The following is a 22236-nucleotide window of genomic DNA, read 5'->3' as shown; positions in this document are numbered from 1 at the left end:
AAACAAAGGAGTCCATCGTGTTTCAACAACTGCAACGTCGCCTGGTCGAGCAGGCGCCCCGTCTCTTGCGTCATCCGCTCAAGCTGGTTCCCTTCAAGCTGCAAAAGCAGCTGATGGAGAGCTTGCTGGCGCGGGTATTCAAGGAAGCCATCGCGGATGGCGATTTCGAATTCCTGGCAGACAAGTGGCTCAAAGTAGAGGTCACCGATCTGGAGCTCTGCTGGTATATCAGCGAGCAGAGCGGTCAACTGGTCGTGGCAAAAAGCTGCGAGCAGGCCGATGTCTGTTTTAGCGGCACCGCCAACGATCTGATCCTGATTGCCGGTCGCAAGGAGGATCCTGATGCGCTCTTCTTCCAGCGCAAGCTGAAGATTGAAGGGGATACCGAGCTGGGGCTGGAAGTGAAAAACCTGATGGACAGCCTGGATATCGATGGGCTGCCAGTGCTGATGAAGTACCCCCTGATGGATCTGGCCACCTTTATCGAGCAGGCTCGAACTGAATCAGCGCAGACTCCGGTTCAGACGGCGGCGGGCGGGATCCCGTCGTAAGTGAATCGTCACGCCGTGGGCATGGCGGCGGTAACGGTGCCGTGCCCAAAGGCAGTGACCAGCCCACAGACAAGGCACCAGTGCCAGCAGGGCCTGTGGCGCAGGCAGCTGTGCCATGGCCATTCCCAGCGCGAGCCAGCCAAAGGGCTGGGCTTCATAAAGCCATTCCGGTTGCAGCCAGCGTTTGGTTGGAAAGATGATGAGGTCGGTGCGCCGGTAGCTGGATCGCATCATCCAGGTGACTGCGCCGGCGATATACAAGAGTGCACCTGCAAACCAGAGTAGGGGCTGGTTACCAAGGGTGATAATGGCAGTGGCTGCCAGCAAATAGAGGCTGGGCAATTTCTCGTAGATAAACTGAGGAAGCATAGCCGGATCTCTCCTGTGAACTATTCCACATATCCATTAAGTCTAGTTTTTCCTCCTCTTTGCCTCATGCCGGTTTGTTATACCAACGCCCGCTTTTGTTCTGAAATGGGATGCCTTTAACGGTGCCAAAATAGCGCTCTCTTATGTTATAATTGCGCGCCATTTTTGACTGAAGATTGATAGGGCATGTTGGATCAGATTCGTATCGTTTTGGTAAATACCTCTCATACCGGCAACATGGGGTCTGCGGCTCGGGCCATGAAGACCATGGGGCTCACCCAAATGGTACTGGTTGATCCGCAAGCTTTACCGGATGGCAACGCCAACGCACTTGCCGCAGGTGCCAGCGACATTCTGGCCAATGCCCGTATCGTCTCGACCCTCGATGAAGCCATCGCTGACTGTGGTCTGGTGATTGGCACCAGCGCACGCTCCCGCACGCTGAGCTGGCCTATGCTCGATCCACGCGAAGCGGGCAAGATGGCGGTAGCAGAAGGGATGAAGCATCCTGTTGCGCTGGTTTTTGGTCGCGAGCGGACCGGCCTGACCAACGACGAGCTGCAGAAGTGCCACTACCACGTGGCCATTCCGGCCAACCCCGAATACAGCTCCCTCAACCTGGCCATGGCGGTACAGACCCTCTGTTACGAAGTGCGGATGCACTGGTTGCAGGGTCAGGAAGAGGTTGCTGAAGAGACTGCTCAGGATTACCCCAGTGCTGAACAGCTGGAGGGGTTTTACCAGCATCTGGAGCAGACGCTGCTCAAGACCAGCTTCATTACCGACGACCATCCGGGGCAGGTGATGAACAAGTTGCGCCGCCTGTTCAACCGGGCTCGTCCGGAGTCGGTTGAGCTCAATATTCTGCGGGGCATTCTTACCTCGGTGCAAAAGACGAGACCGCAGGGATAAACCCGACTGGATTACTCAACCATATACTTGACTGATTTGGTCGGGTATGTGACCATGTGCCCATTGAATTGGTTCGCAAGACGGTAAGGCACATGAGACTGACTTCAAAAGGACGTTACGCTGTAACCGCCATGCTCGACGTGGCGCTGCATGCAGAGCAGGGGCCTGTTCCCCTCGCCGATATTTCCGAGCGCCAGGGCATCTCCTTGTCCTATCTCGAGCAGCTGTTTGCCCGCCTGCGCAAACATGGCCTGGTGAGCAGCGTGCGTGGCCCCGGTGGCGGTTATCGCCTCGGGTTGGCCCCCGACGAGATTTCAGTCGGCCAGGTGATCACTGCGGTTGACGAGTCGGTGGATGCCACCAAGTGCCTCGGCAAAGGGGGCTGTCATGGCGGTACCCAGTGCCTGACCCACTCCCTGTGGCGTGATCTGAGCGAGCGGATCTCCAGTTTCCTCGGTGAGATCACGCTGGCCGAGCTGGTTCGCCAGGCCGATGTACGCCGGATTGCCGGCAAGCAAGATGAACAGATGAAAAGCGTGTTGTCCCTGATTGAACGGGCAGAACACGGCGATGTGAGCTTGAAAGTCCAACTATAAACGTGCTTTCCACAGCGGGATTCTGTATGACCCGAACTGTGACGGAGAAAAACATGAAACTGCCTATTTACCTTGATTATTCGGCAACTTGTCCGGTGGACCCGCGTGTCGCAGAAAAAATGATGCAGTGTCTCACCATGGATGGCCTGTTTGGCAATCCGGCTTCCCGTTCTCACCGTTTCGGCTGGCAGGCCGAAGAGGCGGTAGATCTGGCCCGTAATCAAGTGGCAGAGCTTATTGGTGCTGACCCGCGCGAGATCGTCTTCACCTCAGGTGCGACCGAGTCTGACAACCTGGCAATCAAGGGTGTAGCCCACTTTTATGCCAGCAAAGGCAAGCACATCATCACCTCGAAGACCGAACACAAAGCGGTGCTCGACACCTGCCGCCAGCTGGAGCGTGAAGGCTTCGAGGTGACCTATCTCGAGCCGATGCCCAACGGTCTCTTCACTCTCGAGATGATCGAGAACGCCATGCGTGACGACACAATTCTGGTGAGCCTGATGCATGTGAACAATGAAATTGGTGTGATCCAGGATATCAAGGGGCTGGGCGAACTGTGCCGCTCCCGCAAGATCCTGCTGCACGTCGATGCTGCCCAGAGCGTGGGCAAGGTCGAAATCGACGTTGAAGCGATGAAGATTGACCTGCTCTCTCTATCCGCCCACAAGATTTACGGCCCGAAAGGGATCGGTGCGCTCTACGTACGCCGCAAGCCGCGCGTACGTATCGAAGCCCAGATGCACGGTGGCGGTCATGAGCGCGGCATGCGTTCCGGCACCCTGCCGACTCACCAGATCGTCGGCATGGGTGAAGCCTTCCGTATCGCCAAGGAAGAGATGGCAAGCGAGCACGAGCGCGTGATGACCCTGCGTCAGCGTCTGTGGGATGGCCTGAAAGATATCGAAGCCGTTTACCTCAACGGTGATCTGGAGCAGCGCGTTTCCGGCAACCTCAACGTCAGCTTTGCCTATGTGGAAGGGGAATCCCTCATCATGGCGCTGAAAGATCTGGCGGTCTCTTCCGGTTCTGCCTGTACCTCTGCCAGCCTGGAACCCTCCTACGTGCTGCGTGCGCTGGGTCTGAACGACGAGCTGGCTCACAGCTCCATCCGTTTCAGCATCGGTCGGTTTACCACCGAGGAAGAGATTGACTACGCGGTCAAGCTTATTCGTGACTCCATCGGTCGTCTGCGCGAAATGTCTCCGCTGTGGGAGATGTACAAGGATGGTGTTGATCTGAACACGGTCGAATGGGCTCATCACTGATTACTTCAGTGAGCAACAGAATTAGCAGGAGTTAGATATGGCTTACAGTGAAAAAGTAATCGACCACTACGAGAATCCGCGCAACGTCGGTGGTTTCGACAAGAATGATCCCAGCATCGCGACCGGCATGGTCGGTGCGCCCGCCTGTGGCGACGTGATGAAGCTGCAACTGAAGATCAGCGACGAAGGCATCATCGAAGATGCCAAGTTCAAGACCTATGGTTGCGGCTCTGCCATCGCCTCCAGCTCCCTGGTGACCGAATGGGTCAAGGGCAAGACGCTGGACGAAGCGGCTGGCATCAAGAACACCGACATCGCCGAAGAGCTGGCTCTGCCGCCGGTGAAGATCCACTGCTCCATTCTGGCCGAGGATGCCATCAAGGCCGCCATCGCCGATTACAAGCAGAAGAAAGGTCTCTAAGCGCCGGGGAGCAGTATGGCTATTACCATGACAGATGCCGCCGCGGCACGGGTTTCCTCTTTTCTGGCCAACCGGGGCAAGGGCATTGGCCTGCGCCTCGGCGTCAAGACCACCGGCTGCTCGGGCCTTGCTTATGTGCTCGAGTTTGTCGATGAACTGACCGGAGAAGATCAGGTATTCGAGCAGCAGGGCGTCAAGATTATTGTCGATGCCAAGAGCCTCATCCATCTGGATGGCACCGAGCTGGATTTCGTCAAAGAGGGGCTCAACGAGGGCTTCAAATTCAACAACCCCAACGCCAAAGGCGAGTGTGGTTGTGGCGAAAGCTTCAGTGTCTAAGAGGATTGCATGAACCATTTCGAGCTGTTTGGGCTGGTTGAAGGCTTCGAGCTCGATACCCGGCAGCTGGCCGATACCTACCGTCAGCTGCAGACCCAGTTTCATCCCGATCGTTTCGCCACTGCTCCCGAGCGGGAGCAGCTGGCAGCGGTACAGCGTGCCGCCCAGATCAACGACGCATTCACCACCCTCAAGGCGCCGCTGCGCCGTGCCGAATATCTGCTCTCTCTGCGTGGCACCGATATTCGTGGCGAACAGCAGACCCTGCAAGACACGGCTTTTCTGATGCAGCAGCTTGAATGGCGCGAGCGTCTGGCCGATCTGAAAGGTGACGCTGACCCTGAGCGCGCCATCAAGGATTTTCGCAGCGAGATCAGGCATGATCACCAGCTGTTGATGCAGCAGCTGACCGACTCGCTTGCCACTGGCAACGATCCTGTCGCCGCCGACTGCGTTCGCAAACTCAAGTTTGTCGACAAGCTCCTCGAAGAGCTGGAACGATTCGAAGACTCGCTCCTCGAGTCTTGATCCTTTAACGCTGGAAGTCTCATTACCCATGGCATTACTGCAAATCGCCGAACCCGGCCAGAGCGCTGTTCCCCATCAGCACAAGCGTGCCGTCGGCATCGATCTTGGTACCACCAATTCTCTCGTCGCTGCAGTGCGCAGCGGTCAGGCCGCCACTCTTAGTGATGAGCAGGGACGCGACCTGCTTCCCTCTGTCGTTCACTATCAGGCGGATGCAATCCGGGTGGGCTTCGATGCCAAGCGTGAAGCGGCGCTCGACCCTCACAATACCATCGTCTCGGTCAAACGGATGATGGGCAAGGCGCTGGCCGATATCGATACCCGCCAGCAGCCGTATCAATTCGTGGCCGCCGACAACGGCATGCCGCAGCTGCAGACCCGTCAGGGGCTGGTCAACCCGGTCCAAGTCTCGGCCGAGATCCTGAAAAAGCTGGCAGAGCGCGGCGCCCAGACCCTGGGTGGCGATCTCGATGGGGTGGTCATCACAGTGCCAGCTTATTTTGATGATGCCCAGCGTCAGGGCACCAAGGATGCGGCCCGTCTGGCCGGTCTGCACGTGCTGCGTCTGCTCAACGAGCCGACCGCCGCAGCTATCGCCTATGGTCTCGACTCCGGTCAGGAAGGGGTCATTGCTGTCTATGACCTGGGTGGCGGCACCTTCGATATCTCCATTTTGCGTCTGCACCGCGGTGTATTCGAAGTGATGGCGACCGGCGGTGATTCCGCCCTTGGTGGCGATGATTTTGATCACCTGCTGGCTGACTGGATCAAGGAACAAGCCGGTTTGACAGGCGAGCTGGATGCCCGTCTGCAGCGTGAGCTGCTGGATGTGGCTGCCGCCGTCAAACACGGTCTGACCGATGCCGACAGCGTTCCCTGCACCTTTGCCGGCTGGCAGGGCTCGGTGAGCCGCAGCAAGTTTGATGAGCTCATCGCGCCGCTGGTGAAACGCACTCTGCTGGCTTGCCGCCGCGCCCTGCGCGATGCGGGTCTCGAGCAGGTGGAAGTGCTGGAGGTGGTGATGGTAGGGGGCTCCACCCGGGTGCCGCTGGTGCGCGAGATGGTGGGCGAGTTCTTTGGTCGCACGCCGCTCACCAGTATCGATCCCGACAAGGTTGTGGCCATCGGCGCTGCCGTTCAGGCTGATATTCTGGTGGGCAACAAGCCAGATGCCGAGATGCTGCTGCTGGACGTCATCCCGCTCTCCCTGGGTCTTGAGACAATGGGCGGCCTCGCCGAGAAGGTGATCCCGCGCAATACCACCATACCGGTGGCCCGCGCCCAGGAGTTCACCACCTTCAAGGATGGCCAGACTGCGATGGCCATTCACGTGGTACAAGGTGAGCGCGAGCTGGTAGCCGATTGCCGATCCTTGGCCCGTTTTACCCTGACCGGTATTCCGCCGATGGCCGCTGGTGCCGCCCATATTCGTGTCACTTTCCAGGTGGATGCGGATGGTCTGCTCTCGGTCAGCGCCATGGAGAAATCCTCCGGCGTGCAGGCCGAGATCCAGGTCAAGCCCTCTTATGGGCTGGCAGAGGAGGATATCCTCAACATGCTGAGCGCTTCCATCGAGCATGCTCAGCAGGATATGGATGCCCGCATGCTGGCAGAGCAGCAGGTCGAGGCCGACCGGGTGGTCGAGAGCCTGAATGCTGCGCTGGCTGCCGATGGTGATGCACTGCTCAATGCGGCAGAGCGCGCCGAAATCGACGGCGCCATCGCCCATCTGCTGGCCATGCGTCAGTCGGGGAGTACCAACCAAATCAAAGAAGCCATCGAGGCGGCGGATGCTGCCAGTGGCGAGTTTGCAGCCCGCCGGATGGATGCTTCCATCCGCAAGGTGCTGACCGGACAAAACGTCAACAAGGTGTAATATGCCAAAACTGATCATTCTTCCTCATCCCGTGCTCTGTCCGGATGGCGCCGCCCTTGAAGGTGAGAGCGGCGAGACCATTCTGGATGTGGCGCTGCGCAACGGCATCGAGATTGAGCATGCCTGCGAGAAGTCCTGTGCCTGCACCACCTGCCACTGTGTGGTGCGTGAAGGCTTCGACTCCCTCGAGCCGAGCGACGAGCTGGAAGACGACATGCTGGACAAGGCGTGGGGGTTGGAGCCGGAATCCCGCCTCAGCTGCCAGGCCAAACTGGCTGATGAGGATCTGGTGGTGGAGCTGCCCAAGTACACCCTGAACCTCGCCTCTGAACGCCATTAATTACACACAAGTGAATTGCACGTGCAGCATCCATCGGTGCTTCAGTGATATGGTGAAGGCCGTGACCCCTTTGGGGCACGGCCTTTTTTGTATTCGTTCTTACCTGTTTGCGCATTTAAAAACAGTGCCAGTAAAAAAGGAAGCAAGAGAAGATGGCTGACATGATGAAGGTAGGGTTGTCCACCCAGGCTGCGGCCGCTCACTGGGGCGAGGGTGCCCTGCTCAGTTTCAATGGCGATGAAGCCACTATTCACCTCGGCGCTCTCTCTATTGAGAAAGAGGTGCTACGCGCCGTGCAGCGTGCTGCCCGTCGTCTCGAGTCGAGCGGGATCAAGCGGGTTGCGCTGGCCGGTGAAGATTGGGATCTGGAACGTCGCTACGCGTTTGCTCAGGGTTTCTACGCCGCCAAGGGAGCCCGTGAACTGGATTTCGGCCAGCAGAGCGACGCGGATGCCCGCGAGCTGGATGGCTTGCTCAAGGCGACCCGCTGGGTACGCGAGATCACCAATGGCACCCCGGAGGAGATCTACCCCATGAGTCTGGCGGAGTCGGCGCTGCTGCTGATCCGCGGTCTGGCTGGCGACAAGGTGACCGCTCGCATCACGGCCGGTGAAGCGCTGCGCGAGTCGGGCCATATCGGGATCTGGTCGGTGGGCCGTGGCAGCGAGCGCGAGCCGGTGCTGCTGGAGCTTGATTACAACCCGACCGGTGATCGCAACGCCCCGGTCGTTGCTGCGCTGGTGGGCAAGGGGATCACTTTTGACTCCGGTGGCTACTCCATGAAGTCCTCTGACAACATGCTGCCGATGAAGTCCGATATGGGGGGGGCCGCCATGGTGACCGGTGCGCTGGCGCTGGCCATCAGCCGCGGTCTGAACCAGCGGGTGAAGTTGATCCTCTGCTGCGCCGAGAACCTGGTCTCGGGCCACGCATTCAAGCTGGGCGACATCCTCACCTACAAGAACGGCATTTCGGTCGAGATCCAGAATACCGATGCCGAAGGGCGTCTGGTGCTGGCCGATGGTTTGATGGCAGCCTCTGACAGTGGCGCGGCCTATATCCTCGATGCCGCCACCCTGACCGGTGCGGCCAAGATGGCGCTGGGCCGCGACTACAATGCGGTGTTCGCCCTCGATGAAGCCGAGCAAGCTCGCACGTTGGCCGCCGCCAAAGCGGAAAACGAGCAGGCTTGGGCACTGCCGCTGGAGCCTTGGCATGCCGGCCAGCTCACCTCGGCCTTTGCCGATCTGGGCAACGTCGCTTCGGCTGAAGGGACTGCTGGTGCCACTACGGCGGCAGCTTTCCTCTCCCGCTTTGTGCGCGATGAGGGCAAGGGCTGGGTACACCTGGATCTGGCCGCTTCTTACCAGAAAGCGGGCAACGATCTGTGGGCAACCGGTGCCAAGGGCCATGGCCTGCGTACTATCGCCCGCTGGCTGCAGGAGGTGAGCGCATGAACGTCTGGTTGAGCCGGGAGTTGGCCCCTGCCGAGTGGGGGGAGGGGGCGCTGCTTTCGCACCGCGCTGATGGCATGGTGATCCATCTGACAACGACCAAGGCCCTGCTGGATATTCAGCAAGCGGCGCGCCGTCTCTGCCAGCAGGGGATCCAGAAAGTGACGCTGGCTGGTCATTGGGAGCGTGAGCAGCAGTGGGCCTTTGCCCAGGGCTTGCAAACCCCCAAGGCTGAGGTGCAATTGCAGTGGGCCATGTCCTCGGAAGAGGACAGAGAGGAGCTGGAAGCACGCTGGCTCTGTGGCCGCTGGGTGCGGGAGATGACCAATGCTACGCCGGAGCAGCTGGGGCCGCTGGAGCTGGCGGTTGAAGCCGCCTCCTTTATTACCGAGCTGGCACCGGACAAGGTGAGCCACCGCATTCTCAAGGGTGAAGCGCTGCAACAGGCGGGCTGGGTCGGCCTCTATCAGGTGGGTCGTGGCAGCGCACGCGAACCGGTGCTGCTGGAGCTCGACTTCAATCCGGGGCGGGATCCCAAGGCGCCGGTGGCAGCGGCGCTGGTGGGCAAGGGGATCACCTTTGACTCCGGTGGCTACTCCATGAAGAGCTCCGAGGGGATGCTCACCATGAAGTGTGACATGGGTGGTGCAGCCATTGTGACCGGCGCATTGGCGCTGGCCATGCTGCGCGGGCTCGACAAGCGGGTGAAGCTTATCCTCTGCTGCGCCGAGAACCTGGTCTCCGGTCACGCCTACAAGCTGGGGGACATCCTCACCTACAAGAACGGTACCACGGTCGAGATCGTCAACACCGATGCCGAGGGGCGGCTGGTGCTGGCGGATGGCCTGCAGCTGGCGAGCGAGTCCGGTGCGCCGCTGATCATTGATGCCGCGACCCTGACCGGTGCGGCAGTGATGGCGCTGGGTGGACGTTACAACGCCCTGTTCGGCCTGGACAAGGGGCTGGTGAGCCGGGCCATGGCGTATGCCGATGCAGAGCAGGAACCGGCCTGGCCGTTGCCGCTGGAGCCCTGGCACCGCCAGCAGTGTCCTTCCCACTATGCCGACACGGCTAACAGCCGTCCGGTCAAGGGGGGCGGACCGGGTGGTGCCTCCAATGCTGCGGGCTTCCTCTCCCGTTTCGTCGGCAATGAGGGGGAGGGCTGGCTTCACATAGATCTGGCTGCCTGCTTCAGTGACAACGGCGATAGCCTGTGGGCACCAGGGGCCAATACCCTGGGGATGCGTACCATAGCGCACACGCTGCAGGCAGAAGTACTTTAAGCATAACAAGGCACCTTCGGGTGCCTTGTTACCGATGGTTGAATAGTGAGCAAAAGATGGCTTTTTGCTGGCTTAAGGAGACTATCGTGCGCAAGCGCACATATTTTCCCGCTCTGCTCGGTCAAGATGAGTATGAATGTTGAATGCAGGGGTGTGATGTTTAATAAAAAGTTGCTTGTTTGTGTGTTTTTCCGGTTTTTGTTTACGTATAATCGCCAGCGAACATGGATTCTAACAATAAAACACTGTAGTTAAGGAAAGATATCAATGGCCATCGAACGTACCTTCTCTATCGTCAAGCCGGATGCTGTCAGCAAGAACCTGATCGGTGCCATCTATAGCCGTTTCGAAAGCGCAGGCTTGAAGGTGGTGGCATCCAAAATGCTGCGGATGAGCAGCGAGCAGGCAGCCGGTTTCTATGCCGAACATCAGGGCAAGCCTTTTTATGACGCACTGGTCAGCTTTATGACTTCCGGCCCCGTTATGGTACAGGTGCTGGAAGGGGAAGATGCCATCCGTCGCAACCGTGAAATCATGGGCGCAACCAACCCGAAAGAGGCGCTGGCTGGTACCCTGCGTGCTTGCTACGCCGAGAGCATCGATCGCAACGCCGTACACGGCTCCGATGCACCGGCTTCCGCTGCCCGTGAAATTGCCTACTTCTTCTCTGACAACGAGATCTGCCCGCGCGGCTGATTTTCGTGGATGATGACCCAAGGGAGCCTCGGCTCCCTTTGTTGTTTTGGTCGTTCTGCCAATATCCCTCTATTCTCCAGGTGGAAAGCCGCACCCATAATTTGTACAATGCCGCCCCCTGACGTCGTCAGCCAATAATTGATTGAAGTGTTTGAACCGAGGCCATTGATGAGCGAAACAAAAATCAACCTGCTGGATCTTGATCGGGATGCCATGCGTGCCTTCTTCGTCGAACTGGGCGAGAAGCCGTTCCGGGCAGATCAGGTCATGAAGTGGATCTATCACTTTGGTTGTGATGATTTCGATCAGATGACCAACGTCAACAAGGTGCTCAAGGAGCGCCTGAAGGCGATCGCCGAGATCAAGGCGCCCGAGATCAGCCGCGAGCAGCGCTCTTCCGATGGCACCATCAAGTGGGCGCTGCAGGTGGGCGATCAGGAAGTAGAGACTGTCTACATCCCGGAAGATGATCGCGCGACCCTCTGCGTCTCCTCCCAGGTAGGCTGTGCGCTGGAGTGCAAGTTCTGCTCCACAGCTCAGCAAGGCTTCAACCGCAACCTGAAAGTATCCGAGATCATCGGTCAGGTGTGGCGTGCTGCCCGTGTCGTGGGTGGCAAGCGCCCCATCACCAACGTGGTGATGATGGGGATGGGTGAGCCGCTGCTCAACCTCGCCAACGTGGTGCCCGCCATGCGCCTGATGATGGATGACTACGGTTTTGGCATCTCCAAGCGTCGCGTCACCATCTCCACTTCCGGTGTGGTACCTGCTCTCGACATGCTGGGCGACCAGATCGACGTGGCACTGGCCATATCTCTGCACGCACCGAACGACAAGTTGCGCTCCGAGATCATGCCGATCAACGACAAGTACAACATCGAGGCCTTCCTCGCTGCGGTTCGTCGCTATCTGGGCAAATCCAATGCCAACGGTGGTCGGGTGACCGTCGAGTATGTGCTGCTCGATCATATCAATGACGATATGCAGCATGCTCATGAGCTGGCCAAAGTGCTCAAAGATACCCCGAGCAAGATCAACCTGATCCCGTTCAACCCCTTCCCGGGCAACCCCTACGGCAAGCCGAGCAACAGCCGTATCGATCGCTTCTCCAAGGTGCTGATGGAGTACGGTTTCACCGTGATCGTCCGCAAGACCCGTGGTGACGATATTGATGCCGCTTGCGGCCAGTTGGTAGGCGATGTGATTGACCGCACCAAGCGCACCATCAAAAATCGGATGCAACAGGATGGGATTTCCGTCAAAATGGTTTAATTGCTAAGCCATTGTATAGACAGGGAATGGATACACGTACATTGATGGTAGTGGCAGCGCTCTGTGCGCTGCCAGGTTGTGTGACCGAGACCACTTACGCTGGCCAGAACTCCACCCAGCGTGAGTCGGGGCCCGATCTGAAGGCGGCGGCCCAGACCCGCATCGATCTCGGTATTCAATATCTGCAGCAGGGCAATGCCGAACAGGCCAAGTTCAATCTTGATCGTGCCCTCAAATATGACCCCTCCAATCCAGCGGTTCAGATCGGCTTCGCCTATTTCTATCAACAGGTCGGTGATTTCAAGGCGGCAGAGACCAGCTACAAGAACGCCCTCGCCATGGATCCGTCCAATGCTGACGCAATGAACAACTATGGCGCCTTTTTGTGTGACCGCGGCCGCTATGACGAGGCTGACAAGGCGTTCAACCAGGCTGTTATTCAGCCAGGCTACGTGAAAATTGCCGATACCTATGAAAATGCTGCACTTTGCGCCCAGCAAAATCATAGAAATGATAAAGCAAGCGAGTACTATCGCCTGGCCTTGGGGTATAATCCCCGCAACCCAAGGTTATTGCTGGACTTGGCCGAGCTTTCCATGAAAGATGGCAAGCTGCCTGATGTGCAGTCCTACCTCGCCCGTTTTGCCGATGTGTCAGACGAGAACGAGGACAGTCTCTGGTTGAGATTGCGGCTTGCACAGGCAATGGACAAACCGGCATTACTCCACCAATTCGGGAATGAGCTGGTAAGGCAATATCCCACTTCGCAACAAGCCAAGCGTTATTTAGCCAATGACTACTGAACAGCAACACGATTTTCAAGACGACACCCAGGCAGTGGGCCCAGGCCAGCTGCTGCGCAACGCCCGTGAACAGCTCGGCTGGACACGAGAACAGGTTGCGTCCCGCATTCACCTTCGTCTGACCCTGATTGCCGCTATCGAATCGGATACGTACGACAAGCATACGTCTCATACCTTTATCCGGGGCTATCTGCGCACCTACGCCAAGCTGGTGGGGATCCCGGAAGAGACCATTCTTGCCGCCTACGACAAGCTGGGTCTGACTCCGCCCGACAATATCGACATGCAGAGCTTCTCTCGCCGCTCCCGTCAGCAGGCGAGCGACAGCCGTCTGAAAGTGGTGACCTGGCTGGTGATCCTGGTGCTGATTGCGCTCTCCGTTGCTTGGTGGTGGCAGAGCACGACGCGCCGCTCCGCCGGGGATGAGGCGCTGGCTGCTACCGAAATGAGTACCACCGCAGCGCCAACTGCCGACACCGCAACCGTTGCAGTGGCAAATGATGCAACTGCGCCGGCTCAGGATGTCTCTGCCGCGGCAGCGACCATCGTTGCCCCGACCGCTGCTGTTTCCGACGCGGCTGCCACCCTGGCTCCGGCTTCTGCTGCCGTGGCATTGACCGACGCCAGCGGCGCCGTCAGCACTGTGGCCGATGTTGCCGCCTCCGGTGCCACTGCGACCGAATCTGAAGAGACTGCCGTTGATCCGGCAACTGCGCCGCAACTCAAGATGAGCTTTACCGCCGACTGCTGGCTGGATGTGAAGGATGCCAAGGGCAAGACTCTCTTCAGCGGTCTGAAGAAGGCAAATGACGAGCTGGTACTGGAAGGTGCCGAGCCCCTGAAGTTCATCATTGGCGCGCCGATGGCGGTCAAGCTCGACTACAAGGGCAAGTCCTTTGATATGAGCCGTTACAACAACGGCCGTACTGCCCGCTTCTCACTGCCGCAGGAGTAATCTGTTCGTCATGTCCGCACACGAATCTCCCATTATTCGTCGTAAATCACGGCAGATCATGGTTGGCAATGTACCGGTAGGGGGCGATGCCCCCATTACGGTGCAGACCATGACCAATACCAAGACCACCGATGTCGCCGCCACTGTCGAGCAGATCCAGCGGATTGAGCGGGTCGGGGCAGATATCGTTCGGGTTTCCGTGCCCACCATGGAAGCGGCGGAAGCGTTCAAGCTGATCAAGCAGCAGACCCGTATTCCCATCGTTGCCGATATCCATTTTGACTATCGTATCGCCCTGAAAGTGGCCGAGTATGGCGCTGATTGCCTGCGCATCAATCCGGGCAACATCGGCAACGAGCAGCGTGTTCGCTCTGTTGTAGATTGCGCGCGTGACCTCAATATCCCGATCCGCATCGGGGTCAATGGCGGGTCGCTGGAGAAGGATATTCAGGAGAAGTATGGCGAGCCGACCCCTGAGGCACTGGTGGAGTCCGCCATGCGTCACGTGGAATATCTCGATCGCCTCGATTTCCAGAACTTCAAGGTGAGCGTCAAGGCCTCCGATGTATTCCTCGCCGTGGGTGCCTACCGCCTGCTGGCCAAGCAAATTGAGCAGCCGCTCCATCTGGGCATCACCGAAGCGGGCGGTTTCCGTGCCGGTGCGGTGAAGTCCTCCATTGGTCTTGGCATGCTGCTGGCTGACGGTATTGGCGACACCCTGCGCATCTCGCTGGCGGCCGATCCGGTAGAGGAAGTGAAGGTCGGTTTCGACATCCTCAAATCCCTGCGGATCCGCTCCCGTGGCATCAACTTCATCGCTTGCCCCTCCTGCTCCCGTCAGGAGTTCGACGTCATTGGCACTGTCAATGCGCTGGAAGAGCGGCTCGAAGACATCATTACCCCGATGGATGTCTCCATCATCGGCTGTGTGGTGAACGGGCCGGGCGAAGCGCTGGTTTCCGATCTCGGTCTTGCCGGTGCGGCCAACAAGAGTGCCTTCTACGAAGGGGGCCAGCGCGTTGACCGGCTCGACAACAAGGATCTCATCCCGACCCTTGAGCGCCGCATTCGTGCCCGCGCCGCCATGCTGGACCCGGTTAACCGGATCCTGGTGGACAAGGATTGAACGGACAGGGGCCACTTCGGGTGGCCCTCTTTCCAGGTGACTGATTTTACACCCCGCTTGCGGATTCCCTGATTTTACCTCGGGGGTGAAAATCCCTATAATGCGGCCAAATTTTACCTCTTTTTCTCGAGTATCAACGTGGCAAAACAGATCCAAGCTATTCGCGGTATGAATGATTGCCTGCCGGAGCAGAGCCCGGTATGGCAGAAGGTTGAACAGATCCTGCGCCAGGTCGTTGCCAGCTATGGCTACAGCGAAGTGCGCATGCCGATCGTCGAGCAGACCCATCTGTTCAAGCGCGCCATCGGTGAAGTGACCGACGTGGTCGAAAAAGAGATGTACACCTTTGAAGATCGCAATGGCGACAGCCTGAGCCTGCGTCCGGAAGGGACCGCCAGCTGCGTCCGCGCCGGTATCGAACACGGCCTGCTCTACAACCAGGAGCGCCGGATGTGGTACATGGGCCCCATGTTCCGCCACGAGCGTCCCCAAAAGGGCCGTTATCGCCAGTTCCACCAGTTCGGTGTCGAGCTGTTTGGCATCAACGGGCCGGATATCGACGCCGAGCTCATCATGCTGACCAACCGCCTGTGGCGTCTGTTCGGTATCAGCGAGCATGTGACCCTGCAGCTCAACACCCTGGGTCAGAGCGCCGAGCGTGCCGCTTACCGCGATGCGCTGGTCGCCTATCTGGAGCAGTACAAGGATCAGCTGGACGAAGAGAGCCAGCGCCGCATGTACAGCAACCCGCTGCGGGTGCTCGATTCCAAGGATGAGAAAGTGCAGGCCGTGCTGGTCGGTGCACCCCGTCTGTTCGACCACCTTGGCGAAGAGAGTCTGGCTCACTTCGAGGGGCTCAAGCGCCTGCTCGACTCTGCCGGCATCAAGTACGAAGTGAACGAGCGTTTGGTGCGTGGCCTCGACTACTACAACCTCACCGTGTTCGAGTGGGTGACCAACAGCTTGGGTGCCCAGGGCACCGTCTGTGCCGGTGGCCGCTATGACGGTCTGGTGGAGCAGCTGGGTGGCCAGCCGACGCCTGCAGTCGGTTTTGCCATGGGTATGGAGCGTCTGGTGCTGATGCTGGAGACCCTTGAGCTCAACGGCGATATCCGCCCGGCGGTCGATGTCTATCTGGCGATGGTGGGCGAGGGGACCGAGCAGGCTGGCTTCCAGCTGGCCGAGCGTCTGCGCGATGCGCTGCCGGACTTGCGCCTGATGAGCCACTGCGGCGGCGGCAACTTCAAGAAACAACTCAAGCGTGCCGACAAGAGCGGCGCGTCCATCGCCCTGATCCTTGGTGAGACCGAGGTGCAAAACGGGGAGATCACTATCAAATATCTGCGTGGTCAGGCTGAGCAACAGACCGTCAAGGTTGACGCCGCCATTGCCCTGCTGGCAGCCAAAGGAGAGTAAGCTGTGGAAGTTTATACCACCGAAGAACAACAGGTTGAGGTTATCAAGGAGTGGTGGAAAGAGAACGGGACCTCGGTGATCGCCGGTACCGTGATCGGTCTGGTCGGCCTGTTTGGCTGGCGCTACTACAACCAGTACCAGCAACAGACCATGGAGGCCTCCTCCCACGCCTACAACCAGGTGATTACCCAGCTGGCTAAAGGCGATGCCGCCGGTTTCGAGCAGGCAGAGCAGTTTGTCTCCGCCAACAAGGGCGACTCCTATGGCGAGCTGGCTGCGCTGCAACTGGCTGCTGCCGCTGTCAAGGCAGGCAAGCTGGATCTGGCTGCCGAGCAGCTGACCCAGGTGGCCACCAGCGGTGACGAGAGCATTCGTCCCATCGCTGCACTGCGTCTGGCTCGCGTATTGAACGATCAGGGTAAAGCCGATGACGCGCTGGCCCAGCTCGGCAAGATCAACAGCGACGCCTTCAAGGCCCAGGTGGCCGAAGTGCGCGGTGACATCCTGCAAAAGCAGGGCAAGATTGAGGAGGCTCGCGATGCCTATCAGGCGGCGGCCGATGCCGGCGGCCTGCAGGGCAGCCAGGAGCTCAAGTTGAAGATGGACGATCTGGCCCTGCCGGCCATGACCACGGGTGAGGCACCGGATGCGTAATCTATTCAAAATGGTGGCGCTGGGGGCTGCGGTCTCCTTCGCTCTGCAGGGCTGCTCCCTGTTCAGCTCGGAAGAGGATTTGAACCCCATGGCACCGCTGCCCAAGGTCGAATCCGCTTTCAGTGCCGATACCGAGTGGTCTTCCACCGTCGGTGACGGCATCGGTGACTTCTACTCCCAGCTCAAGCCGGCAGTGGAAGATGAGCGCATCTATGCCGCTGCGCGCGATGGCGATGTGACCGCTTTTGACCGCGCCAGTGGCGATCGCCTCTGGACGGTCGATCTGGCCGACCTGCCGGTCAACGCCGACAAGCGCAGCGCCCGTCTCTCCGGCGGTCTGGTCTCCCGTTACGGCAAGCTGTTCCTCGGCTCAGAGAACGGGGTGGTCTACGCCCTGAACGAAGAGAACGGCGAAGTGCTGTGGCAGACCAATGTGCCCGGCGAAGTGGTCGCCAGCCCTGCGGTTGAAGATGGTCGCGTGGTGGTACTGACCACCTCCGGTCGCCTGATTGCGCTCGACACCGACGAGGGCAAGATGCAGTGGACGCTCTCCGAAGAGCAGCCGCCGCTGACCCTGCGCAGTGCCGGCGCCCCGGTGATCACCAATGGCGCCGTCATCTATGGCCGTGCCGATGGCAAGGTGGGCATCGCCCTGCTGAGCAACGGCCAGCCGGTGCGCCAGTCCAAGGTGGCCGACCCGCGCGGTGCTACCGAGCTTGACCGTATGGTGGACGTCGATGCCAGCCCGCTGATTGCCGGTGATGAGCTTTACGCCATCGCCTACAATGGCCAGTTGATGGCGCGCAAGCTGATGAGCGGCGATGAAGTGTGGAAGCGCAAGTATTCCGGCTATCGCGATCTCGCCATCACCGGCAATGCCATCGTGCTGACCGACAGTCGCAGCCACCTGTTTGCCATCGACCGTCGCAATGGTCTGGAGCTGTGGTCCAACACCCAGCTGGAGAATCGTACCGTCACTGCACCAGTCATCTTCGGTGACTATGTGGTGGTGGGTGATGTGGAAGGATACCTGTACTGGCTTGATCGTACCGACGGTACCATCAAGGCGATGCAGCAGCTCGACAGCAGTGGTCTGTATGCCGCTCCGCTTGTGGATGGCGATACCCTGTATGTGCAGAGCCGTGGCGGCAAGCTGTACGCGCTAAAGCGTCCTTGATCGTCCGTTAATTTGAATATCCGGCTCCTGGTCTTCGGACCCGGAGCCTTTGTCGTCTTGAGAATGAGGCTTTTATGACTCCTGTTGTTGCCCTGGTGGGCCGCCCCAATGTGGGGAAATCCACCCTGTTTAACCGCCTGACCCGTACCCGGGATGCCCTGGTTGCCGACTTTCCCGGCCTGACCCGGGACCGTAAATATGGCCAGGCGAAGCTGGGCGAGCTGGAATTTATCGTGGTCGATACCGGCGGTATCGATGGCACCGAGGAGGGGATCGAGCTGAAGATGGCCGAGCAGTCCCTGCTGGCCATCGAAGAAGCCGATGTGGTGCTGTTCATGGTGGATGCTCGTGCCGGTTTGACTGCTGCGGATCAGGCCATCGCCGAGCACCTGCGCAAGACCCACAAGAAGGTGTTTCTGGTCGCCAACAAGACCGACGGCATCGACGGTGACTCCGCTGTCTCCGAGTTTTACGGTCTGGCGCTGGGTGAGGTTTACCAGATGGCGGCTGCCCACGGTCGCGGCGTATTGAGCCTGCTGGAGCTGGCACTGGCTCCTCACCTGGAGACGCTGGTCGAAGCCGCTGATGACGAAGAGGTGCAGGACGAGGAAGAAGAGGACTTCGACGAAGAAGCCCTGCTGCGCATGGTGGCTGCCGGTGAACTCGATACCAAAGAGGACACCAAGGAGACTCCGTTCGCCGATCTGCCGATCAAGTTTGCCATCGTCGGTCGCCCCAACGTCGGCAAATCAACCCTGACCAACCGTATGCTGGGTGAAGATCGGGTCATCGTCTATGACATGCCGGGCACCACCCGTGACTCCGTCTACATCCCGATGGAGCGTGACGAGCAGAAGTACGTCATCATCGATACCGCCGGCGTGCGCCGTCGCGGTAAGGTGCACGAGACGGTGGAGAAGTTCTCCGTCATCAAGACCCTCAAGGCCATCGAAGATGCCAACGTCTGCCTGCTGGTGATCGACGCTCAGGAGACCATCACCGATCAGGACTTGAGCATTCTCGGCTTCGTGCTCAACACCGGCCGTTCCGTGGTGCTGGTAGTGAACAAGTGGGATGGTCTGGATCAGAAGGTGAAAGAGGATGTGAAGAACGAGCTGGATCGCCGTTTGGGCTTCATCGACTTTGCTCGCGTTCACTTCATCTCCGCCCTGCACGGCAGCGGTGTTGGTCACCTGTTTGAATCCATTCAGGAGGCTTACCAGTCCGCAACTCGCCGTACCAGTACCGCCATGCTGACCCGCATCATGCAGATGGCGCAGGAAGATCACCAGCCGCCGATGGTTAACGGTCGCCGCGTCAAACTGAAATATGCCCACGCCGGTGGTTACAACCCGCCGCGCATCGTGATCCACGGCAACCAGCTCAACGATCTGCCGGACTCCTACAAGCGGTATCTGATCAACTACTTCCGCAAGTCCCTCAAGATCATGGGCTCACCGATCCGGGTCGAGTTCCAGGAGTCGGTCAACCCGTTTGAAGGCAAGAAGAATACCCTGACCCTGAGTCAGGAGCGTCAGCGCAAACGGCTGCTGAAGATGAAGAAGAAATAAGCCCTGGCGGCTGCCCTCACCGGCAGCCGCTTTGTTATCCTCGTCATGTCAAGGTGAGGAGCAAGGGGAGGGGGATCTGCCATGGAGCCAGACCATGGCAGATCCACTTTTCGAGGAGTTGATTATGGAAGCCCTGCTTTGTCCATCCTGCCAGAGCGAACTGGATACCCGCAGCAAGGAGCAAACTTGCGGTAACTGCAAGGCCATTGTGCGGGTTACCGCACTCTGCCCCACCTGCCATCAGGAGCTGGAGCGGCTCAAGGCATGCGGTGCGGTCGATTACTTCTGCAATCACTGCAACTCGCTGGTCTCAAAGCGCTCGGTGCAATTTAGTGCCGACATCCAGCAAGCCTGAAAAATCCAGAGCATAAAAAACCCGGCTAATGCCGGGTTTATGCTGTGTGCTCTGCGATAAGCAGGGTATAGGACCGATTTCTGCGCCACAGGTTGCGCTTGATGTCATTAAGCTTGAGTTTGCGTCTGGGGCTCCAGCTGCACTTTGCTTTTCTGACCAGACTGATTTTTCTACGTTTTTGCATCTTGGTCTCCTCCCAACTCAGGTGGCCATCCGGGCCTTGGGTTATTGATGGAGCCCATCCGAAATTGCTGTTATTTAATCTCTCAACATAATGAAAACAATGCGATTTCGGATAGGCTCCGATGTAATTCGATGGTAACAGAGAAGTTTGCGTGAAAACAGCCGAATAATAGTTTGTTAGCGCATGGTGATCTGATTGACCACCTCGGCGATGACGGTGGGGCGCTCCGCCAGCTCCGGTTCGCTGGCGTTGTCGATGTTTTCACGCTGCTGTGCTCGCTGCTTCTCGTTGTCGAGCCAGAGCAGGCTCTGGTAATACTGGCGCACGTTGTTGACGTAGTTGCGTGCCTCGCCGCCACGGGCATAGCCGTAGCGCACCTTGCGATGCCAGCGCGCCTGCTGCAGCAGCGGCAGCACCTCTTTCACGTCGCCCCAGGCATCGGGGTTCTTGCCCAGATCCTTGGTGAGGCGACGGGCATCCATCATGTGGCCGTAACCTATGTTGTAGGCGGTGAGGGCAAACCACACCTTCTCGTCATCGGGCACCGAGTCGGGCACCTTCTCCATCATCTGTTGCAGATAGAGGGCTCCGCCCTTGATGCTCTCTTCCGGATGGAGCCGGTCATTGACCCCCATCGCCTTGGCGGTGGGCTCGGTCAGCATCATCATGCCGCGCACACCGGTGTAAGAGCGGGCCTGCGGATCCCAGTGGGATTCCTGATAGCTGATGGCGGCCAGCAGTCGCCAGTCGATGTTCTTGGCATGGTTCTGGAACAGCGACTGGTACTTGGGCAGCAGGCTCTTGGCCCGCTGCAGGAAGGTGCGGGTATCGACGAAATCGAAGTTCTGCACGTGGCCGAAGTACTTCTCGTCGAGCTTGGCAATGGCACCATCCATAAAGCGCTGGCCGAAGAAGTCGATGACGCTGGCATATAGGCTGTCATCGGGCAGCTTGCTCATGGCCCAGGCGACGGTCTGCTTTTGGGCCAGGGTCAGCCCCTCGGTGAGCTCCGGGTAGTAGCGCTGGCTGCGGGCGAGCACAGTATCCTGCACCACCGTGTAGTCAATCTTGCCTTCGACCACTTGTCTCAGCAGATCTTCCAGATCGGCGCTGTTGCTGACGCTCCAGTTGAGGTCAGGATTGGTCTTGCTGAGCTCCTTGAGCAGATCTTCACCGGTCGAACCGGCAGCCACCACCAGCTTGCCCTTGATATCATCGAGAGAGTCCGGCTTTGGCTTGCCGTTGCGATAGACCAGTTTGGGGGATACCTGATAGAAGCCCGGCCCGAAGCGAAACAGCTGACGTCGCTCCGGGGTGACCATGATGGCGGCCGCAGCCAGATCGAGTTTGCCTTTCTTGAGCAGGTTTACCAGTTCATCCGAACTGTTAACCGGCACTATGGTGAGTTTGACCCCCAGCCAGTCGGCATAGTTTTTCGCCAGCTCGTAATCGAACCCCTGGGCGGTGTCGTCACGCTGGTAATAGGAGGTGGGGCCGTAGATGGTGCCAACCCGGATCTCGCCCCGTTGGCGGATCTGCTCCAGCTGGCTGGAGGGGGTGTAGAAGTCACAACCGACCAGGGTCAGCAGCAACGTCAGCCCGATAAATAGTCGAAAAATGCAGCGCAAGTAGGTGAGTACCTTTGTTGAAAAAATCGGCATTTGTCAAAAAAGAAGCACCTTTATACCAGAGAGTGTGCGCCGAGTCACACTACACAAAACGAGAAAAACGTTTGTCCGCTGTGAGCCAGCTCCCTATAATACGCGCGTCTCAATTCCCCCCACTTCAAAACTTGGTGAGAAAGGTCATATGGATATCTTGCGTGGTGCCCCTGCACTGTCTGAGTTTCGTGTCCAAAAACTGCTGCAACGATTTGCGCAGATGAAACAGGAGAGAGGAGTAGAGATAGAGGATGTCTATGCCGAATACGTGCACTTTGCCGAGCTTTCGAGCCCGTTGTCGCCTCCGGAGCGAGCGACCTTGGGCCAGCTTCTGCGCTACGGCCCGACTATCCCCGAACACACCCCCAGCGGTCAGCTGTTTCTCGTTACCCCCCGCCCCGGCACTATCTCCCCCTGGTCTTCCAAAGC

At 58.7% G+C, this 22236-nt stretch carries 24 protein-coding genes; 22 read left to right on the top strand and 2 right to left on the bottom strand.

Annotated features, from left to right (window positions below; genetic code table 11):
• Window positions 1-17 precede the first annotated feature (17 nt).
• Window positions 18-551, top strand: coding sequence for a ubiquinone anaerobic biosynthesis accessory factor UbiT (ubiT, locus tag AACS24_RS07900; protein WP_084059597.1), 534 nt, complete (start codon window positions 18-20; stop codon window positions 549-551).
• Here the strand turns inward: ubiT and AACS24_RS07895 are convergent.
• Window positions 504-920, bottom strand: coding sequence for a hypothetical protein (locus AACS24_RS07895; protein WP_033114494.1), 417 nt, complete (start codon window positions 918-920; stop codon window positions 504-506). The genes ubiT and AACS24_RS07895 overlap by 48 nt on opposite strands.
• A gap of 186 nt (window positions 921-1106) precedes the next feature.
• Between AACS24_RS07895 and trmJ the strand changes: the two genes are divergently transcribed.
• From trmJ to AACS24_RS07795, 20 genes are all read left to right on the top strand, one after another.
• Window positions 1107-1832 carry a tRNA (cytosine(32)/uridine(32)-2'-O)-methyltransferase TrmJ gene (gene trmJ / locus AACS24_RS07890; RefSeq protein ID WP_108570606.1) on the top strand — a complete coding sequence of 242 codons (726 nt, stop codon included), beginning with the start codon at window positions 1107-1109 and terminating at the stop codon, window positions 1830-1832.
• A 92-nt stretch (window positions 1833-1924) separates the two neighbouring features.
• On the top strand, window positions 1925-2428 hold the full coding sequence (gene iscR, locus AACS24_RS07885) for a Fe-S cluster assembly transcriptional regulator IscR (RefSeq protein ID WP_041207415.1): 504 nt from the start codon (window positions 1925-1927) through the stop codon (window positions 2426-2428).
• A 53-nt stretch (window positions 2429-2481) separates the two neighbouring features.
• Window positions 2482-3696, top strand: a complete 1215-nt coding sequence (locus tag AACS24_RS07880; protein ID WP_033114497.1) for an IscS subfamily cysteine desulfurase — start codon at window positions 2482-2484, stop codon at window positions 3694-3696.
• A 37-nt stretch (window positions 3697-3733) separates the two neighbouring features.
• Window positions 3734-4117, top strand: coding sequence for a Fe-S cluster assembly scaffold IscU (gene iscU, locus AACS24_RS07875; RefSeq protein WP_040094674.1), 384 nt, complete (start codon window positions 3734-3736; stop codon window positions 4115-4117).
• A 15-nt stretch (window positions 4118-4132) separates the two neighbouring features.
• On the top strand, window positions 4133-4456 hold the full coding sequence (gene iscA, locus AACS24_RS07870; protein WP_108570605.1) for an iron-sulfur cluster assembly protein IscA: 324 nt from the start codon (window positions 4133-4135) through the stop codon (window positions 4454-4456).
• 9 nt (window positions 4457-4465) lie between these two features.
• Window positions 4466-4984: a co-chaperone HscB gene (hscB, locus tag AACS24_RS07865; protein WP_042033553.1), complete on the top strand. Its 519-nt coding sequence runs from the start codon at window positions 4466-4468 to the stop codon at window positions 4982-4984.
• A 28-nt stretch (window positions 4985-5012) separates the two neighbouring features.
• Window positions 5013-6860 (top strand): Fe-S protein assembly chaperone HscA, encoded by a 1848-nt coding sequence (hscA, locus tag AACS24_RS07860; protein WP_108570604.1) that lies wholly within the window; start codon window positions 5013-5015, stop codon window positions 6858-6860.
• 1 nt (window position 6861) lies between these two features.
• Window positions 6862-7200 carry an ISC system 2Fe-2S type ferredoxin gene (gene fdx, locus AACS24_RS07855; RefSeq protein ID WP_033114502.1) on the top strand — a complete coding sequence of 113 codons (339 nt, stop codon included), beginning with the start codon at window positions 6862-6864 and terminating at the stop codon, window positions 7198-7200.
• Between the two features lie 152 nt (window positions 7201-7352).
• Window positions 7353-8657 carry an aminopeptidase PepB gene (gene pepB, locus AACS24_RS07850; RefSeq protein ID WP_108570603.1) on the top strand — a complete coding sequence of 435 codons (1305 nt, stop codon included), beginning with the start codon at window positions 7353-7355 and terminating at the stop codon, window positions 8655-8657.
• Window positions 8654-9937 carry an aminopeptidase PepB gene (pepB, locus tag AACS24_RS07845; RefSeq protein ID WP_108570602.1) on the top strand — a complete coding sequence of 428 codons (1284 nt, stop codon included), beginning with the start codon at window positions 8654-8656 and terminating at the stop codon, window positions 9935-9937. The genes pepB (AACS24_RS07850) and pepB (AACS24_RS07845) overlap by 4 nt, the downstream gene beginning before the upstream one ends.
• A 267-nt stretch (window positions 9938-10204) precedes the next feature.
• Entirely contained in the window at window positions 10205-10633 is a 429-nt protein-coding gene (ndk, locus tag AACS24_RS07840; RefSeq protein WP_041207423.1) for a nucleoside-diphosphate kinase, read from the top strand.
• A gap of 168 nt (window positions 10634-10801) precedes the next feature.
• Window positions 10802-11905, top strand: coding sequence for a bifunctional tRNA (adenosine(37)-C2)-methyltransferase TrmG/ribosomal RNA large subunit methyltransferase RlmN (locus AACS24_RS07835; protein WP_033114506.1), 1104 nt, complete (start codon window positions 10802-10804; stop codon window positions 11903-11905).
• Between the two features lie 11 nt (window positions 11906-11916).
• Entirely contained in the window at window positions 11917-12708 is a 792-nt protein-coding gene (gene tapF, locus AACS24_RS07830; protein ID WP_108570601.1) for a PilW family type IVa pilus biogenesis/stability lipoprotein TapF, read from the top strand.
• A complete protein-coding gene (rodZ, locus tag AACS24_RS07825) occupies window positions 12698-13663 on the top strand; it encodes a cytoskeleton protein RodZ (RefSeq protein ID WP_033114508.1) in 966 nt (321 codons plus the stop codon). The genes tapF and rodZ overlap by 11 nt, the downstream gene beginning before the upstream one ends.
• Window positions 13664-13673: 10 nt before the next feature.
• On the top strand, window positions 13674-14789 hold the full coding sequence (gene ispG, locus AACS24_RS07820; RefSeq protein WP_033114509.1) for a flavodoxin-dependent (E)-4-hydroxy-3-methylbut-2-enyl-diphosphate synthase: 1116 nt from the start codon (window positions 13674-13676) through the stop codon (window positions 14787-14789).
• A 138-nt stretch (window positions 14790-14927) separates the two neighbouring features.
• Entirely contained in the window at window positions 14928-16205 is a 1278-nt protein-coding gene (gene hisS / locus AACS24_RS07815; protein WP_033114510.1) for a histidine--tRNA ligase, read from the top strand.
• Between the two features lie 3 nt (window positions 16206-16208).
• The gene (locus AACS24_RS07810) at window positions 16209-16859 is read left to right on the top strand and encodes a YfgM family protein (protein WP_033114511.1); all 651 of its coding nucleotides are present in this window, start codon (window positions 16209-16211) and stop codon (window positions 16857-16859) included.
• Complete coding sequence (gene bamB, locus AACS24_RS07805) at window positions 16852-18036, top strand: outer membrane protein assembly factor BamB (protein ID WP_033114512.1); 1185 nt, start codon at window positions 16852-16854, stop codon at window positions 18034-18036. The genes AACS24_RS07810 and bamB overlap by 8 nt, the downstream gene beginning before the upstream one ends.
• A gap of 74 nt (window positions 18037-18110) precedes the next feature.
• A complete protein-coding gene (der, locus tag AACS24_RS07800) occupies window positions 18111-19607 on the top strand; it encodes a ribosome biogenesis GTPase Der (protein WP_108570600.1) in 1497 nt (498 codons plus the stop codon).
• A gap of 124 nt (window positions 19608-19731) precedes the next feature.
• A complete protein-coding gene (locus AACS24_RS07795) occupies window positions 19732-19962 on the top strand; it encodes a zinc ribbon domain-containing protein (protein WP_071910699.1) in 231 nt (76 codons plus the stop codon).
• Window positions 19963-20322: 360 nt separating this feature from the next.
• Here the strand turns inward: AACS24_RS07795 and mltF are convergent, their stop codons facing one another.
• Window positions 20323-21807 (bottom strand): membrane-bound lytic murein transglycosylase MltF, encoded by a 1485-nt coding sequence (mltF, locus tag AACS24_RS07790; RefSeq protein WP_041207429.1) that lies wholly within the window; start codon window positions 21805-21807, stop codon window positions 20323-20325.
• A gap of 148 nt (window positions 21808-21955) precedes the next feature.
• Between mltF and AACS24_RS07785 the strand changes: the two genes are divergently transcribed.
• Window positions 21956-22236, top strand: a 281-nt coding sequence (locus AACS24_RS07785; RefSeq protein ID WP_146181412.1) for a hypothetical protein, incomplete at its 3' end; no start/stop codon positions are given.

It is taken from the genome of Aeromonas sp. HMWF016 (genome assembly GCF_963878195.1).
GTDB lineage: Bacteria > Pseudomonadota > Gammaproteobacteria > Enterobacterales > Aeromonadaceae > Aeromonas > Aeromonas lacus.
The sequence above is the reverse complement of the archived record's forward strand: the minus strand, read 5'-3'. Positions and strand labels throughout refer to the sequence as shown.